General features: G+C 40.5%; 12 protein-coding genes. 11 read left to right on the top strand and 1 reads right to left on the bottom strand.

The features are described 5' to 3' along the window. Positions 1-77: 77 nt before the first annotated feature. Positions 78-1,073, bottom strand: coding sequence for a type I glyceraldehyde-3-phosphate dehydrogenase (gene gap / locus ACVCDT_RS15935; protein ID WP_447133788.1), 996 nt, complete (start codon positions 1,071-1,073; stop codon positions 78-80). Positions 1,074-1,377: 304 nt separating this feature from the next. On the opposite strand from gap, the gene malQ reads away from it, so the two are divergent. The 11 genes from malQ (at position 1,378) to rluF (ending at position 17,551) form a co-directional block, all read left to right on the top strand. Next, positions 1,378-3,576: a 4-alpha-glucanotransferase gene (gene malQ, locus ACVCDT_RS15930; RefSeq protein ID WP_447133787.1), complete on the top strand. Its 2,199-nt coding sequence runs from the start codon at positions 1,378-1,380 to the stop codon at positions 3,574-3,576. Between the two features lie 50 nt (positions 3,577-3,626). Continuing rightward, a complete protein-coding gene (gene glgB / locus ACVCDT_RS15925) occupies positions 3,627-5,819 on the top strand; it encodes a 1,4-alpha-glucan branching protein GlgB (RefSeq protein ID WP_447133786.1) in 2,193 nt (730 codons plus the stop codon). A gap of 3 nt (positions 5,820-5,822) precedes the next feature. After that, a complete protein-coding gene (glgX, locus tag ACVCDT_RS15920) occupies positions 5,823-7,937 on the top strand; it encodes a glycogen debranching protein GlgX (protein ID WP_447133785.1) in 2,115 nt (704 codons plus the stop codon). Positions 7,938-8,041: 104 nt separating this feature from the next. Next, the gene (locus tag ACVCDT_RS15915; protein ID WP_447133784.1) at positions 8,042-8,509 is read left to right on the top strand and encodes a hypothetical protein; all 468 of its coding nucleotides are present in this window, start codon (positions 8,042-8,044) and stop codon (positions 8,507-8,509) included. A 366-nt stretch (positions 8,510-8,875) separates the two neighbouring features. After that, positions 8,876-10,339, top strand: coding sequence for a glyceraldehyde-3-phosphate dehydrogenase (locus ACVCDT_RS15910; protein WP_447133783.1), 1,464 nt, complete (start codon positions 8,876-8,878; stop codon positions 10,337-10,339). Positions 10,340-10,469: 130 nt separating this feature from the next. Then, positions 10,470-11,597, top strand: coding sequence for a M14 family metallopeptidase (locus ACVCDT_RS15905; RefSeq protein WP_447133782.1), 1,128 nt, complete (start codon positions 10,470-10,472; stop codon positions 11,595-11,597). A gap of 43 nt (positions 11,598-11,640) precedes the next feature. Next, positions 11,641-13,311 (top strand): alanine/glycine:cation symporter family protein, encoded by a 1,671-nt coding sequence (locus ACVCDT_RS15900; protein WP_447133781.1) that lies wholly within the window; start codon positions 11,641-11,643, stop codon positions 13,309-13,311. 65 nt (positions 13,312-13,376) lie between these two features. Next, on the top strand, positions 13,377-13,703 hold the full coding sequence (locus tag ACVCDT_RS15895; RefSeq protein WP_447133780.1) for a hypothetical protein: 327 nt from the start codon (positions 13,377-13,379) through the stop codon (positions 13,701-13,703). 3 nt (positions 13,704-13,706) lie between these two features. Continuing rightward, a complete protein-coding gene (locus ACVCDT_RS15890) occupies positions 13,707-14,000 on the top strand; it encodes a YeaC family protein (protein ID WP_447133779.1) in 294 nt (97 codons plus the stop codon). Further along, positions 13,990-16,803 carry a DUF349 domain-containing protein gene (locus ACVCDT_RS15885; RefSeq protein WP_447133778.1) on the top strand — a complete coding sequence of 938 codons (2,814 nt, stop codon included), beginning with the start codon at positions 13,990-13,992 and terminating at the stop codon, positions 16,801-16,803. Before ACVCDT_RS15890 ends, ACVCDT_RS15885 begins: the two co-directional genes overlap by 11 nt. 4 nt (positions 16,804-16,807) lie before the next feature. Further along, complete coding sequence (gene rluF / locus ACVCDT_RS15880) at positions 16,808-17,551, top strand: 23S rRNA pseudouridine(2604) synthase RluF (protein ID WP_447133777.1); 744 nt, start codon at positions 16,808-16,810, stop codon at positions 17,549-17,551. The last annotated feature ends 176 nt before the right edge of the window (positions 17,552-17,727 follow it).

Here is a 17,727-nt window from a genome sequence, read left to right as displayed (position 1 = left end):
TTTAGCAGGATCAAAAAAGCGACTAATATAGCCGCTTTTTAACACACTTATTGTTTTAAGTGAGGTGACTTAAGTGATTATTGACTTATGTGAGCGACTAAATCTAACACTTTGTTTGAATAGCCAATTTCATTGTCGTACCAAGACACAACCTTAACAAAAGTATCAGTTAAAGCGATACCCGCAGTGGCATCAAACACAGAGGTACGTACGTCTCCGATGAAGTCTTGTGAGACCACTGCATCTTCGGTGTAGCCCATTACGCCCTGCATTTCACCTTCTGAAGCGGCTTTCATCGCAGCACAGATTTCAGCATAGCTGGCCGGTTTAGCTAAGTTAACCGTCAGATCTACCACAGATACATCTGCAGTGGGTACTCTAAATGCCATACCGGTTAACTTGCCGTTTAATTCTGGGATAACCTTACCTACAGCTTTTGCTGCACCAGTAGAAGAAGGAATAATATTTTGTGATGCGCCACGTCCACCTCGCCAATCTTTTGCCGATGGGCTGTCTACGGTTTTTTGGGTGGCGGTAGTTGCATGTACTGTAGTCATTAGGCCATCAACAATACCAAAGTTGTCGTGTAACACTTTAGCTAACGGCGCTAAACAGTTAGTGGTACAAGAGGCGTTTGATACTATGTCTTGTCCAGCATAGTCGTTGTGATTCACGCCCATTACAAACATAGGTGTGGCATCTTTTGATGGCGCTGACAACACCACTTTTTTGGCACCAGCTTGAATGTGTTTGCGCGCAGTTTCGTCAGTTAAAAATAGTCCAGTAGACTCAACCACTACGTCAACATCAATGGCACCCCAGTTTAGCTCAGCTGGATCACGCTCAGCCGTCACTCTAATGTTTTTGCCATTTACTACTAGCTGTCCATCAACTACATCAACTGTGCCATTAAATTTACCGTGCGTTGAGTCGTATTTAAGCATGTATGCCATGTAATCAGCATCTAAAAGATCATTGATACCGACTACTTCTATATCAGTGCGTTCACAAGCGGCACGAAATACAAAACGTCCAATACGGCCAAAACCGTTTATACCAACTTTAATTGTCATGTTTAAATCCCCTCAAATTGTTACAAACTTATTGATTAAAATAAGTTTTTTGCAAGGCCAATGCCTTTAAATGAAATAATATTACAGAATTATGGGCTAGCTAGGGCTAAAAGGCAAAGATTTTCCTATATTTTGTTGTTAAATTACAATATTGTCTTTGCAAACGTATTCAGGTTCTTCATTCGTTTGTTTTCACAGATAATGCAAAGCTGTCATTGGCTAAACTCGTATTTTTTTGTTGAGTTAGCTGATATGTATAAAGGGTCAATAGACCTGAGTTAAATAGCATAGGGATTAAATATTAATGGCATCATCATTAATCGAGCAGATGGTTGAATTTAGAGGCATCGAATCTAATTACAACGACGCTTGGGGCCGCCCAACCACAATCGAGCCGGCAACAAAAAATAAATTGTTAGCCGCTATGGGCTATCAAGTTGACGATCAAGACTTGTTAGAGAAACAAGTTCAGCAAGATGCTGCAAAAGCCTGGTCAACGCCGTTAAACCCTGTGTTAGTTACTCAAATAGAACAATCAATAAAGATTGATGTGCGTTTACCTATAGAGTTAGTGGCAGATAAATACCTTGCAAAAATTGTCACTGAGTCTGGTGAGGTATTGCAACATGAATTTACTCCTCTTGACGGTCAATTGACTGATGTCACCCATATTGAAGAAGTTGAGTTTCAACAATATGTAGTAGAGATCCCGCTGACTTTACCTTTGGGATACCACAGTTTATCACTGCTTGTTGATGATGATGAACTTGCCAGTATGCGTCTAATTGTTGCGCCTCAAGCCTGTTATAAACCTACACCACTAGCCCAAGGCCAAAAGGTTTGGGGACTGAGTGTGCAGTTATATTGCTTGCGCAGTGAAAATAACTGGGGAGTAGGGGATTTCACTGACTTATCTTTTTTATTGGCTAAGCTAGCTAAACAGGGGGCACATTTTGTTGGATTAAACCCCATTCATGCTTTGTATCCAGCTAATGCCGACGCTTGTAGTCCATATGGTCCTTCTTCTAGACGCTGGTTAAACTTTATTTATATTGATGTCACTGCCTTAGATGGTTATCAGCAAGAGAATGTTCAAAAGGTCGTTAATCAGGCTGAGTTTCAACAAAAATTGCAGCAAGCAAGAAACGCAGATTTAGTCGACTATGCCACTGTCACTGAGCTTAAAATGCAAGCATTAGGTGAGGTGTTTGCTTATCAAAATAGTCAGTATTTAACTAAAAACACTAAAACAAACAAAGCCTTTAAAGCTTTTGTTGAGCAAGGTGGCGACAGCTTGCAAACCTTAGCTGTGTACGACGCTTTACAAGAACATTTGGCATCTGAAGGCAAACCTTCGTGGGGTTGGCCAGTGTTTCCTAAAGGTTTGTCAGACTATAACAATGACGAAGTGAAAAAGTTTGCTAAAAAGCACGCTAAGCGTGTGAAGTTCTTCTTATGGTTACAATGGCAAGCTGCGCTTCAGTTAGAGCAATCGAACTTAGTGGCTAAAAACAACAATATGTTAATTGGCTTGTATCGCGACTTGGCGGTTGGGGTGAGTGAAGGAAGTGCTGAGATTTGGGGCAATAAAGATTTATATTGCACTGATGCTAGCGTGGGCGCTCCACCTGATATTTTAGGTCCATTAGGTCAAAATTGGGGCTTACCCCCCATGGATCCGGAAAAGCTCTATCAACAACAATATCAGCCTATTATAGAATTATTTGATTCTAACATGCGGGCAACTGGAGCTTTGCGAATCGATCACGTGATGGCATTATTACGTTTGTGGTGGGTAGTTAAGGGTGACTCTGCCAAACAAGGTGGTTATGTTTATTACCCAGTGGATGACTTATTAGCTATTCTTGCTTTAGAAAGTCATAGACATAAAAGTTTGGTAATTGGTGAAGACTTGGGCACAGTGCCTGATGAAATCCGCGAAAAACTGGCAGCTAAAGGGGTGTACTCATATAGAGTATTCTTTTTTGAGCAAGCTGAAGATGGGGGATTTTATTCTCCCGCGCATTACCCTGAGCAATCTATGTCTACTTTAACCACCCATGATATGCCAACCTTAAAAGGGTATTGGCATTGCCATGATTTAGAGTTGGGCAAAGAGCTAGGTTTGTATCCTACAGACGAGATTTTAGCTGAGCTGTATGCCAGTCGTCATGCGAATAAACAAGCAATATTAGATACTTTGCATGGCCACCAGTCTATTTCTACCGATGAGGTGGCAACAGATGTTCACCAAGTGGGAATGAGTAAAGCCCTGAATTTTGGTTTGCAAAAACATATGGCAGGTGGCTCAAGTGAGTTATTAAGCCTACAGTTGGAAGACTGGTTAGAAATGGAAAAACCGGTGAATATACCGGGTACTTTTAACGAATACCCTAATTGGCGACGCAAGTTAACTCGTAACTTACAAGATATTTTTAACGATGCTAGTTTACAACAATTAGCAGCTGATCTTACTGAGGCTCGAACTCGCGCCTCTAAGTAAATTAGCCAGTGGCTTACATTAGGGTAAGCCACTTTTACTAAGGCGACACTATGCAACTAGAAGATGCTCTAAAACAAGCAAGCTGTACTAATCCTTTTGCCCATTTGGGTATGCAATTTTCTGACTCCACTGATACTTTCGTAATTAACACTTGGCAACCTCATGCAGAACAAGTGACTATGCTTGATCTCGAATCAAATCAGCCCATAGGAAAGTTAAAAAAAGTAGGAAATAGCCATTTGTTTAGGGCTGAATTTAGCCAATCAGTCGCGCCTAAAGCCTATGGTTTTTCTATTAGTAACAAAGAAGGGCAATATCAATTAATCGACCCATACCAGTTTAAAGAGCAAGCTTACCATGCTGAGCATTTTCTCGATCATCATGCACAAAACGTTTATAAACAGTTGGGCGCGCAATTAGTTGAATTAGATGTTGGGCTTAAGCAGCCTATTCAAGCCACACGTTTTGCGGTGTTTGCCCCTAATGCCAGTGCAGTGTCTCTGATTGGAGATTTTAATTACTGGGATGGCTCTTGTTTACCCATGCAAAAAACCGATTTTGGCTATTGGGTATTGGTCGTACCTAATGTAAAAGCAGGGGCTAAATATAAATATCAGATTAAAGATGCCGCCGGAAATAGCCTACCGCACAAAGCCGATCCGGTTGGCTTTCAGGCAGAGCAGTATCCTTCCCATGCCTCCATTGTCTATGATCATGAGCAATATCAATGGCAAGATAAAGCTTGGTTAAAACAAGTTAAAAAAGACAAATATCAACAACCCATGAGCATATACGAATTGCACTTGGGCTCGTGGAAAAGGCCAGATCACAGCTCAGCCAATAAGTTTTTAACTTACCGCGAATTAGCAGCTGATTTGATCCCTTATATTAAAGATATGGGCTATACCCATATTGAGCTTTTACCTGTTACTGAATTTCCTTTTGATGGTTCTTGGGGCTATCAACCTGTTGGGCTTTTTGCCCCTACCAGTCGTTTTGGCAACCCTGATGATTTCAAATATTTTGTTGATCAATGTCATCAGAATGGCATAGGTGTCATTATGGATTGGGTTCCAGCGCATTTTCCAGAAGATGGACATGGCTTAGCAAGATTTGACGGTACCCATGTATACGAATACGAAGATCCCCGAAAAGGTTGGCACCCAGATTGGAATTCTTGCATTTACGATTTTGGCAAAGATACGGTACGACAGTTTTTAGTCTCTAATGCCTTATATTGGTTAGATAAGTTTCATATTGATGGTTTAAGGGTAGATGCCGTGGCATCTATGTTGTACTTAGATTATTCCCGCGAAGAAGGCGAGTGGGTACCTAATGTCGACGGTGGCAATCATAATTATGAAGCCATTAGTTTTTTTCAGTGGATGAACCGCGAAGTTTACGAAAAGTTCCCCCATGCCATGACCATAGCTGAAGAATCTACGTCTTTTCCTAAAGTTTCACGTCCGGTTTACGAAGGTGGCTTAGGCTTTGGGTTTAAATGGAACATGGGCTGGATGCATGACTCTTTGCATTATATTGCCAAAGATCCTTCTTATCGTCGTTACCATCATAATGAAATCACGTTTTCTATGGTTTACGCCTTTGATGAAAGTTTTGTGTTGCCTATTTCTCACGATGAAGTGGTGCATGGCAAAGGCTCATTATTACGAAAAATGCCTGGTGACGAATGGCAGCAAGCCGCTAATTTGCGAGCCTATGCGGGCTTTATGTTTGCTCATCCTGGTAAAAAATTAAACTTTATGGGCAATGAAATAGGTCAGGCTGAAGAATGGAATCATGATAGTTCGGTAAATTGGCACTTGTTGGATTTTGAAAAGCATCAAGGGATCCAAAACCTTTATCGAGATTTGAACAAAGCCTATCGCAAATATCCGGCCTTATACGAGTTAGATCATCATCACCAAGGCTTTGAATGGATTGACCATGGTAATGCCGAACAAAGCATTTTATCTATGTTACGTAAGTCAGCAGATGGCAAACAAAAGCTATATGCGATATTTAATTTTACTCCAGTGCCACACAATGATTTTAGGTTGGGAGTAAAAGATGCGGGAAGTTATCAAGTTATTCTAAATTCTGATGATAAAAAATACTGGGGCAGTGGCTACAAATTACCTAAAAAACTGCATTCAAGCAGTACTCCTTGGCATAATCAGGGACATTCAATTAGTTTAAATTTGCCGCCTTTGGCCACTTTGTATGTCCTTTATAAAGGGTAGTTTATGCTGCAGTTAAAAATTGCCGAAGGTCACCCTCATCCGCTAGGGGCAAATTTTACCGATAATGGCTGTAATTTTGCGGTGCATTGCCCTAATGCTGACAAAGTCGAATTATGTTTGTTTGATCGTCACACAGAGTCACAAGTTGCAGTGATCCTTATGCCGGCCAAAACCGGCAAAATATGGCATTGTCGGGTCGAAGGAATAGAGCCAGGTCAACTTTATGGTTATAGAGTTGAAGGCAAACGACAGTCTCATTTAGGGCTTAAGTTTGACCGACAAAAGTTGTTAATCGACCCTTATGCAAAAGCATTAAATCGGCCGGCTAAATGGGATGATAAGCTGTATCAAGATGATAGCCAATATATGATCCCCAAAGGGGTAGTGTCGGCACAGACCAAAGCCACCCCTAAATTTAATAAACCCAATTCACCCTTAGAACAAAGTATTATCTATGAAGCCCATGTTAAAGGGCTGACTATGTTGCACCCTGATGTGCCTGAACAACATAGGGGGAAATTTTTAGGTGTGTGTCATCCGGCCATTATTCAGCACTTAACCCAACTTGGGGTAACTGCTATTCAATTGTTGCCTGTGGCCGCTTTTATGCCAGAGCCTTATATTACGAATAAAGGGCTAACTAACTACTGGGGCTACAACCCCATAAATTACTTTAGTCCTGAGCCTAGGTATGTTGTACAAGACGCCATAAGTGAATTTAAAACCATGGTGCAAACCCTGCATCAGGCTGGTATAGAAGTGATTCTTGATGTGGTATTTAATCATACTGCAGAAGGTGGCTTTGATGGCCCCATTTTATCTTTTAAAGGCTTTGATAATTCCTCTTGTTATTTGTTTGAACGCAACGAATATGGAGCGGTTGACTATAAAAAATACGTCAATAACTCGGGTTGCGGAAACAGTGTCAATACTGCCTTTCCTTATGTATTAAAAATGGTAATGGATGCCTTAAGGTATTGGGTAACAGAAATGGGGGTAGATGGCTTCCGTTTTGATTTGGCTGCCAGCCTTGGGCGTGATCCTTACGAGTTTTCTGCCTTGTCTGGATTCTTTCGCACCATAAGGCAAGATCCTACTTTAATTAACGTTAAGCTTATTGCCGAACCATGGGATATAGGTCATGGAGGTTATCGACTAGGGCAATTTCCTTCAAACTGGTTAGAGTGCAACGATAAGTATCGCGATACTGTGCGTGCCTTTTGGCGAGGAGACAAAGGCCAAACCGGTGATTTTGCCACTCGGCTGTTAGGTTCTCGTGATGTGTTTCCTAAAGACAATCGTTCGATTTTAACTTCAGTTAATAACATTAGTTACCACGATGGTTTTACCCTGCATGACTTAGTTTGTTATGCCGAACGTCACAATGAAGCCAATGGTGAACAAAATCGAGATGGTCACGGACACAATCTTTCAGCAAATTATGGGGTAGAAGGGCCAACCACAGATCCCACTATTTTGGCCTTAAGAGAAAGGCAAAAACGCAATTTGTTTGCCACTTTAATGTTATCTCAAGGTACCCCGCACATGTTAGGGGGGGATGAATTAAGTCGTACTCAACAGGGCAATAATAATGCCTATTGCCAAGATAATGGGATTAGTTGGTTCGATTGGAGCCAATCCAGTTCGCAACAAGAGTTTTTGCAGTTCTGTCAAAAGGTCATAGCCCTAAGAAAATCAAGCAGTATGTTATTTCATCTTAACTTACAGGATGATAATTACCAGCTAGGGCACAATGTAGAAAAAATTAATTGGTATCGCCCCGACGGAGAGCGTAAGTTAGAAGATGACTGGCAAAACCAGCACAATCAAGCTTTTGCTTTAGAGTTATGTGGGCCAATTAGCCAAGATCATAGTCATCATGAACATTGGTTAATGATCTTTAATGCCAGTGATCACGATGTTAAATTTCATTTACCAGAATTAGGTAAAAATACAGCTTGGCAAATTATGTTAGATACTCAATATTCTACATGCGCAAAGTATCCAACTAACTTAATTAACCTATTGCATGTACAGGCCTATAAAAGTATTTGTGTTTTAAAATGTACGGTTGACGATACTTTAAACGATTTGCCTAATTCTGCTAGTGCCAGCTAAACTGCGCATAAGCTAGCTTGATTACCCATATTGATAGTGATTTAGGTCAAAGGTTTGGTAATCTAACTTGTAGTGTTTTATTCGAGGTAAATTGAATAGTAAATATGAAATACTCTCAGGAACATGGTGACTACGTTTTTGCCCGATCTCAGCAAGCAATATTGTTTTCTGGCAGAGGGCCGTGGAATAACGAAACCTTACAAAATGGCTCGCGCATTGTGGGGGGCTTAATCCGTGAGCTTAATTTAGACCAAGCTTGGGGTGGGCTTAGCTGTTTGTATGGCGAGAGTTTAATGCCGCCTTCTACCTATGATATTTTTGTCAAACAAAACATCATTCGTAAAAGCAAAGGCATGAAAAGACTGGCAGTGGTGATACAAGACTCTGATATTGCCAATACTATCCAAAATCAACTAACTAAAGCTTATTTAAGTGTTGGGATCGAATTTGCCTTTTTAGACAGTATTGAACAAGCCATGGACTGGTTAGTTGAGCGAGATATTCAATTGGATAAACAAGAAGTACTGACATTTTTTAATAAACATAAATTTAAACGCGAATTTGACGATTAATGGCTTGGTTTAACCTAGGTTAGCAACTATCTCTTTAACCTTATTTGCCTTACCACTTTTTGCTATTTAGTCAGCATTTGCTGGTTTTCCCTAAGTTATGAATAAAAAAACCAATGAATTTACTGAAATTTAATTTCAGTATTTATCATTTTTACATGCTCATGGGCTTAGAAATTGGGTCTAATTAAATAATATTGGTTTAGTCATACTAAATATTATTATTCTGATGATTTTTTACAAAAATAACTGACATTATTTAATCGAATTAAGCTTATTTGTAAATTTCCAACAATTTGGTAGTTCAGCAATCCTTCATTAGAATGCTCGCGGATTTGAACTATCACTCTTTAATTTGGAACCTAATGTATGAATCAGCAATTAGAACAGGAACTCATGAGCAGTTGGCAAGAAAGGCAAGAATTTGCCGAGCAGATGCAGCCAATCTTGGGCAAGCTCTACCGCAATCGTGCAATTGAAATATCTGTATATGGTAAGCCACTATTAGGCGCAAGCGCTATTGATATTATCAAGGCTCACCGTACTGTTAGGTTAAAAGAACAAAATAAACTTAGACTTAGAGAGAGTTGGCCGCTTTTAGAAGTGCTAAACAAAATGGAGTTGGCTCCAGCTCATATAGATTTAGGCAAATTAGCTTATGCCTACCACTACGACCCTGCCTTCAAAGGCTTGTCTATAGAAGACTACTTAGCCCAACAATTAAAAACTATTATCAATGTTAAAGATCAACAACAAGCCCAAGATGTGGTGTTGTATGGGTTTGGTCGTATTGGCCGTTTGATGGCCCGTTTGTTAATTGAACGTCAAGGCACCAACAACAAATTACGCCTTAAAGCCATAGTAGTGCGAGGCGGTAAAGAAGGTGATTTAGAAAAACGAGCCAGCCTATTGCGTCGTGACTCTGTGCATGGGCCATTTAATGGCAGTATTACAGTCGACCATGAAAAAAATGCCATTAAAGCTAATGGCTCTTACATTCAGGTTATTTATGCCAATAACCCACTAGAAGTTGATTATCAGCAATACGGTATCAATGATGCCATAGTCATTGATAACACTGGTATGTGGCGCGATGTAGATGGGCTAGGTCAACATTTGCAATCTAAAGGCGTGAAGAAGGTATTGTTAACTGCACCAGGTAAAGGTGAGATTAAGAATATTGTTTATGGGGTAAATGATCATGACATCTTACCTACAGACACTATTCTATCTGCCGCAAGTTGTACCACTAATGCCATCACGCCTGTTTTAAAAGCGTTAGATGAAAAATATCAAATTGAGGGTGGGCATGTAGAAACAGTGCATTCTTACACTAATGATCAAAACTTGATTGATAATTTCCACAAAGGCGACCGCCGTGGACGTAGTGCGCCTCTTAATATGGTTATTACCGAAACAGGTGCTGCTACCGCTGTAGCTAAAGCTTACCCTAAGTTAGCGGGTAAACTAACTGGAAGCTCGATTCGGGTGCCTACCCCAAATGTGTCATTGGCAATTCTAAACTTACATTTATCACAAGCGACAGATAAAGACAGCATTAACGCTTATTTGCGTGATATTTCGTTGTTCTCGCCGCTGCAGCATCAAATTAATTACACTGCATCTAAAGAGATTGTTTCTACAGATTTAGTTGGCACCCGCGCTCCTTCTGTAGTGGACTCGCAAGCCACTATAGTGTCTGAAAACCGTGCGACTTTATATGTTTGGTACGACAATGAATTTGGCTATAGCTGTCAGGTCATGAAAGTGGTGCAACATATGGCAGGGTTAATTTATCCTACTTTGCCAGAATCAAAACCCAGCGAAGTTTAGGCCTTAAGCCGTAAAATTGTACGAAAACAACCCGCCTAGGCGGGTTTTTCGTTGATTACAGCCTAGAGGTAGTCCTTTTTTTACATGACTGTGATAAATTACCGCGGTCGTATTAGCATGGAAACATCAAGTGAGAATTAGTAGCAATTTTGATAGTGGCAATATTCAGGTTATTCGTGCTGAAAATCCTGAAGATATTCAACTCAGTATTCGTCAGGATAATCTATCTGAGTTTTATCAGTGGTTTCACTTTAAATTAGAAACACAAAGTTTTATTGCCCATAGCATTCATATTACTGACCTTAAAAAGTCTGCCTATCCAGAAGGGTGGCAATATTATCAAGCCGTGGCTTCATATGATCGCCAAGAATGGTTTAGAGTGGATACAGAGTTTGATGGTGATACGCTAACCATTCAACACACCCCAGAACATGATCAAATTTATTTTGCGTATTTTGCCCCTTACAGCTACGAGCGTCATTTAGACTTGTTGGCTTGGGCACAAAAGTCTATCGACTGTCAGCCTGAACATTTAGGCGAAACCTTAGATGGCCGCGATATGTCATTGTTAGTGATAGGTCAGCCCGAAGAAGGTAAAAAAGTCATTTGGGTTACGGCTCGTCAACATCCAGGCGAAACCATGGCCGAGTGGTTGATCGAAGGTTTATTAGAACGCCTGTTAGATGAAGATGACGGTTTAGCTCGATTATTATTAGAAAAAGCGGTGTTTTATGTGGTCCCTAACATGAACCCAGATGGCGCTGTTCGTGGCCATTTACGTACCAATGCTAAAGGTGTGAACTTAAATCGCGAATGGCAAACTCCTAGTATGGAAAATAGCCCTGAGGTGTTTTTAGTTAAACAAAAAATGCAACAAACTGGGGTTGACCTGTTTTTAGACGTACATGGCGACGAAGCCTTACCCTATAACTTTGTAGCAGGGTGTGAAGGTAATCCAAACTACAATGAAAGATTAAAAAATCTTGAAGAGCAATTTAAACAGGCTTTGATTTTAGCCACACCTGAATTTCAAGATGAGTTTGGCTACGATAAAGACGCGCCAGGTAAAGGCAACTTAACCGTGGCGGCCAATGCCATTGGTCACGAATTTGATTGTTTATCTTATACCTTAGAAATGCCGTTTAAAGATAATATTAACTTACCCGATGCTGTGTACGGATGGTCTCCCATTCGTTGCAAACAATTAGGCGAAGATCTAATGATTGCCATGCGCGCTGTAGTTGATACTCTTCGTTAATCAGAATACAAAAACAAAAATATAATAATTAAGGGGAAAAACGTTGGAAGCTTTTCATAATTTACTGAAATCAATGGATGGCATGTTAGGGGGCGCTTGGTGGTTCCCTTATGTGTTATTAGGCACAGGTTTATTTTTCACTATCTACCTAAAATTTCCTCAGGTGCGTTATTTTAAACATGCTTGGAAAGTGGTAACAGGAAAATATGATAAAGCTGATTCACCGGGCGATACCAGTCATTTTAGAGCCTTAACTACCGCCCTTTCTGGCACAGTAGGCACAGGTAATATAGGTGGCGTAGCCTTTGCCCTATTCTTGGGTGGTCCGGCTGCATTGTTTTGGATGTGGGTAACAGCGTTTTTTGGTATGACCACAAAATTTGTGGAAGTCACCTTGTCACACAAATACCGTGATAAAACCCCAGATGGCACTATGGCTGGTGGCCCCATGTATTACATGGACAAACGATTGAACATGAAATGGTTAGCTGTGGCTTTTGCCGTGGCGACTGTTATTAGTTCTTTTGGTACGGGTAACTTGCCTCAAAGTAACAGTATTGCGACTAGTGTTGAAGCCACTTTTGGTTTTGACCCGCTAATAGTGGGTAGCATTTTAGGGGTGTTTTTAGCCTTAGTAATTTTGGGCGGAATTACGCGCATCGCTGCGGTTACTTCTAAAATTGTTCCCCTTATGGCCCTGATTTATATAGTTGGTGCTTTTGCGGTTATTTTTGCTAATTTAGAAAACATTGGGCCGGCATTTGTTTCAATTTTTGCAGACGTATTTACAGGCTCTGCCGCTACAGGTGGATTCTTAGGTGCCACTATTGCGTATGCCTTTAACCGTGGGGTTAACCGCGGATTGTTTTCGAATGAAGCCGGTCAAGGTTCTGCTCCTATTGCCCACGCTGCTGCTAAAACCGATGAGCCAGTTGCCGAAGGTATGGTGTCTATTTTAGAGCCCTTTATCGATACCATATTAATTTGTACTATTACTGGTTTAGTTATTTTGTCTTCTGGTGTTTGGAAAGATAAACATTTTAATACTTTTGATCGTACCGATATGCATATTTTGGCCGGTGACTATCTAGAGTCTGATCCTGCCGACAAACAAAGCCTTTATGCTTACATTAATGATATTGAAGGACATGGCGTTACTGACTATACGGGCGAAATTCAGGTGGTAAATGGCAAGGCGGTAAGCCAAGGCTTTACCATTTTTAACGCTCGCTCTTTTGCCGATAACGTAGTGTTTTCATTAGGTGATGAAGATGACCTGTACACAGGTACTCTAAAAGTCGTAGAAGGCAGTTTATTAAAAGAAAATATTATCGTTAGAGGTGAATCGCTTATTCACTCTGCAAGTCTGACCGCGTTAGCTTTTACTAAAGGCTTCTTTGGCGAATCAGGTAAATATATTGTGTCTATAGGTCTGTTGCTGTTTGCATTTTCAACCGCTATCGCTTGGTCTTATTATGGCGATAGAGCCATGACTTACTTATTTGGACCTCGCTCGGTTATGCCTTATCGCGTGGTTTATGTAGCAGGATTTGTGTGGGCGGCAGTGTCAGACACCACTTTGGTTTGGACTTTGTCTGCGGTAGCAATAGTGGTGATGACCTTACCCAACTTGTTTGGCATTATATTGCTGAAAAAAGAAATGAAAGAGTCAGTGGCCACCTATTGGGAAAAGTTTAATAAAGAATCAAAGTAACAAATAAAGTAAATTCAGAGGCGCGGCTTATGGTCGCGCTTTTGCGTATTCGTTAGGAGATAAAAATGGCATTGATTGATTGCCCTTCGTGTAATAAAAAAATTTCAGACAAAGCACAAAGTTGCCAACATTGTGACTTCACTTTAGGCAATGCGAGTAGTGAAGACATAGCGCGCAAGCAAAACTTAAATAAATACTTAACCCAACAAAAAATTCAAACTCAATCATTGATTGCCATGTTGCTGTTTGTCACAGGCTTTGGTTTTATGTATTGGGGCAATGCTGTACCAGGGGAAACTCAGCACAGTTTAGCTGTTACCACAGCTGTGATTGGCTTTGTTTGGTATATTGTTAATCGCGTACGTTTAGTTTTTTTAAAAAGGTCAGATTAATTAATGGATGCTAAGGCGTTATTAAACAAATTGTCTCCAGCTGTTTATGAAAAGCTGTTACAAGCGGTAGAAACGGGTAAATGGTTAGATGGCTTACAGCTCACTGAACAGCAAAGAGAGACTTGCATGCAAGCTGTGATGATTTATCAATCACAAGTGCTTAAGTCTGACCAACATATGACAGTGGGGGCAGATGGTGAAATTGTGCATCGAAGCCGTCAATCTTTTAAGCAAGAATTTGAACAAGTTTCTCCCGATAATCAAACAATAGCGCGGTTTAAACAGGATGATATTTAAGCACCTTTTTCGCTCCAAACATCAGAGTCCGGATCCTCAGGTACGCATTCAAGCCATTGAAAACTTAAATCATGAAGATCCTGAACAAAAATCTATCTTGCATGAATTAGCGTTTAACGATTCCGATATAAAAGTGAGTTTGGCCGCTTTAGAAAAACTTAATAGTTTTGCCCTTTGGTACAAAATGGCTGAAATTGCCAAAAACGATAGGGTACAAAAAAAGTCACAACAATTTGTTGAGAAAGCTTTATTAGACAATCAAAGTACTGATTTGTCTGAAGGTGAGAGACGCAACATTACCCTTGAAGTAAGAGACAATGGCTTAATTGAAAAGTTATTAAACCAAGCTTGGGTACAATCAGATACCGAACTAGCGTTAGCCTTACTTAAAAAACTCGACAAAGCTCAAGTATTAGAAAAAGTCTTACTTACAAGCAACAACTTTAGCTTACAAAAGGCATTGCTAGCTAAACTAGAAGATAGCGGTCAATCTCGAAAGTTGTTAGCTAAAATTCAAAAGAAAACCCCAAATTCACAGCTTGCCGAGCTGGCGAGTCAAAGCTTACAAACTTGGATAGCACAAGAGCAGTTGCCTAAACAGCTTGAGCAGCAGTGTAGTATGTTGTTGTCTCGACTATTGGCGTTAAAAGAATCTTCTGACCTAGCTGCGATCCAAGCACAACAGCAGCAACTTACTCAAGAATATAGCCAACTGTCAGAGAATTTTGATTGTTTGTCTGATAGCAAACGTCAAGAAATTGAACAAAAATATGCTGAGATTAATTCGCGTGTTGAGCGAACTATTGAGGTGTTGTTACCTAAATGGCAAGCACAACAAGAGTTGGCTCAGCAACAAGCACAGTTAAACTCAGTAAAACAAGAAGTTGAAACGGTTTTAGCTGAGCTTAAACAAAAACTTAGTACAGATCTTGTTGAGATAAGCCAAAGCGAGTGGCAAAGCTTGCATCAAAAATGCGATCAACAGATTGAACAATTGAGCGGCTTAATGTCGGCATTGCCAGTTAGCCAAAGTCAGCACCATCGTATTTTAGAAAGCTTGGCGCAAAAGCTTATTGAAAATAAAAATATGCTATCGCGCTTACCCGAGCTACAACGCACCATTCAAGCGGCTCAACAATTAGCGAACAAGTTCTCAGAGCTGGACAAGCCCAATGATGTCAGTCAAATAGACGCAGGTAAAGAATACCTAGTAGAACAAAAACAACTGTGGCGTCAAACGTTAGCTGATTACCAAAGCTATATGCCTAAAGCTCTAACAGAGCAGTGGCGAGATGTGACACAGGCCTGGCAAAAAGCTTTAGAGTTGCTGAAAAAACAGGTCAATGCAGATGTCGCTCGGTGCCGAAATAAAATAAAAGCGGTAGAAAGTTTAATTAACCAAGGCAAATATAAAGCGGCTATGGGGTTGTATCAAAAAGTTCAACACTGGTATCAAGCCTTGCCTGAAAAACAACAAACCCAATTATCCCGCAGCTTTGAGGCAGTGCAACAGCAAATTGAAAACTTAAAAGATTGGCAGGAATATATAGCCGCACCTAGAAAACCGGCTTTATTAGAGCAAGTACAAAGCCTAATCGAGCAGCCTTTAGCCATTGACGCTCAAGCCGAGGCTATTAAAACGCTAAGATACCAATGGAATAGTCTTGGCAAAACCCAAACTGAAGCTGATCAGGCATTAAATGAGGCCTTTGAATTGGCCATAGAACAAGCCTTTTTGCCATGTCGCGAACATTACGATAAACAACAGCAAATACGTGAGCAAAACTTAGCTAACAAACAAGCGCTATTGAATGAATTGGATGATTTAAGTCAGCAATCTTTAACGGGAATGGAGCTGGCTAAACAATTACATAAGTTACAACAACAATGGCGCAGCATAGGTGAAGTCGACTTTAAAATTCGCGATAGCCTTTATCAGCAATACCAACAAAAAGTCTCACCAATAAAAACTCAGGTAACACAATTTTATCAGGCCAATGCAGAGCAAAAACAACAGTTAGTTAAGCAAGCACAAAGCTTATTGTCGGTTGATATGTTAGATGAGGCCATAGAGCAAGCCAAAGCATTGCAAGCAAAATGGAAGACCGTAGAGCATGCAGGTAAAAAGGCAGAAAGTGAACTGTATAAAGCCTTTAGAGAAGCCATAGATGTTTTGTTTGCCCAGCGCAAGCAAGAGGTAAAAGCGCAAAAAGATCAACTAAAGCAGCAAATTAACGAGATTAGTCAGCAGCTAGATAGCCTTGAGAAAAGTGTCACTGAATTGCCAAAAGAAACCTCTGGGCAAGATGTTCAGGCTGCTAGTCAAACTATTAGTACTGCCTTGGCAAGTTTACCTTTAGCTGAGCGTAAAGCCTTAGAAGGGCGATTACAGGCAATAAAACAAAGCTATGCCACACAATTAAAAAACCAACAGCAGCAAGAGAAACTTCGCCAGCTAGACAAGCTGTTTAGTTGTTTACAAAGTTGGCAAGAGCAAGACCAGTTGCCAGAATTAGTGGGGCAATTAAATAAATCATGGCAAAGTTGTTTTAGCCAAAGCCCAACAGAAATAGACAGGCATGCACTGTGTATTCAAATGGAAATATTAGCGCAAGTTGATTCACCCAAAGAAGACACACTAGCCCGTCAAAACATACAAATGCAAATGATGGCCGAAAAACTGCAAAGCGGAGAAAGTCCCAACACTCTATCTTTATTAAAACAATGGATATCGGGTGGGGCGCTAAACAAACAAGATTTGGCCTTGTTATCTAGAATCGAACCTCTTTTTGTAAAGTCATAACGTTATGAATGAGCAAAGCGGATTAATTCGACTCAATAAGTTTATTAGTGACTCAGGATTTAGCTCACGCCGAGAAGCCGATAAATTAATAGAGCAACAAAGGGTTAAAATAAACAATAAAGTGCCCGAACTTGGCACAAGAGTTGCGCCAGGTGATGTGGTAACTGTTGATGGTAAACGTATACATGCCAGTGCTACAGACAAAGCCGATAGAGTGTACATCGCCTATCATAAGCCTGTAGGCATAACCTGCACAACTGAGCGGCATGTTAAAGGTAATATCATTGATGCTATAGGTCACAAAGAGCGGATATTTCCTATTGGGCGTTTAGACAAACCCTCTGAAGGATTGATTTTTTTAACCAGTGACGGCGACATTGTTAATAAGATCTTGCGCGCAGAAAATGCCCACGACAAAGAGTATGTGGTGACGGTTAACCGCCCTTTAACTGAACATTTTATTCAAAAAATGGCTAAAGGCGTGCCAATTTTAAATACAGTTACTAAACCTTGCACTGTCACTATGCAAAGTAAAATGGTGTTTCGTATAGTACTAACCCAAGGCCTAAATCGACAAATTAGGCGTATGTGTGAATACTTGGGATATGAAGTAGTAAAGCTCAAGCGCACCCGCATTATGTCGGTTAGATTAGCCGGATTAAAGCCAGGCCAATGGCGCAACTTAAGCCCAGATGAAATGCAACAAATCAATCAAGCAGTGGCAGGCTCTCGAAAAACGGCTAGTTAGTCCAGGGAGAGGCAATAATCCTTAGGCGATTAATTCGCCGAGAGGAGCGCATACACTGAGAAAGCGGTCGTTGCACTTGGCTTAAATTTAAAAGCACGCTTCGCGCAATCATCCCTGATTGTTTATGTCTCGAATCCCTTCGAGCCAGTTACTTTTTCTTCAACAGCAAAGAATAA

Source organism: Paraglaciecola aestuariivivens (assembly GCF_052983255.1).
This window is presented reverse-complemented; position numbering and strand designations above follow the sequence as displayed.

Coding starts and splice junctions, on each gene's coding strand:
- ACVCDT_RS15915 (WP_447133784.1), top strand. CDS start 8,042: ATGAAATACTCTCAGGAACATGGTGACTACGTTTTTGCCCGATCTCAG.
- glgB (WP_447133786.1), top strand. CDS start 3,627: ATGCAACTAGAAGATGCTCTAAAACAAGCAAGCTGTACTAATCCTTTT.
- ACVCDT_RS15890 (WP_447133779.1), top strand. CDS start 13,707: ATGGATGCTAAGGCGTTATTAAACAAATTGTCTCCAGCTGTTTATGAA.
- gap (WP_447133788.1), bottom strand. CDS start 1,073: ATGACAATTAAAGTTGGTATAAACGGTTTTGGCCGTATTGGACGTTTT.
- glgX (WP_447133785.1), top strand. CDS start 5,823: ATGCTGCAGTTAAAAATTGCCGAAGGTCACCCTCATCCGCTAGGGGCA.
- ACVCDT_RS15885 (WP_447133778.1), top strand. CDS start 13,990: ATGATATTTAAGCACCTTTTTCGCTCCAAACATCAGAGTCCGGATCCT.
- ACVCDT_RS15895 (WP_447133780.1), top strand. CDS start 13,377: ATGGCATTGATTGATTGCCCTTCGTGTAATAAAAAAATTTCAGACAAA.
- malQ (WP_447133787.1), top strand. CDS start 1,378: ATGGCATCATCATTAATCGAGCAGATGGTTGAATTTAGAGGCATCGAA.
- ACVCDT_RS15910 (WP_447133783.1), top strand. CDS start 8,876: ATGAATCAGCAATTAGAACAGGAACTCATGAGCAGTTGGCAAGAAAGG.
- rluF (WP_447133777.1), top strand. CDS start 16,808: ATGAATGAGCAAAGCGGATTAATTCGACTCAATAAGTTTATTAGTGAC.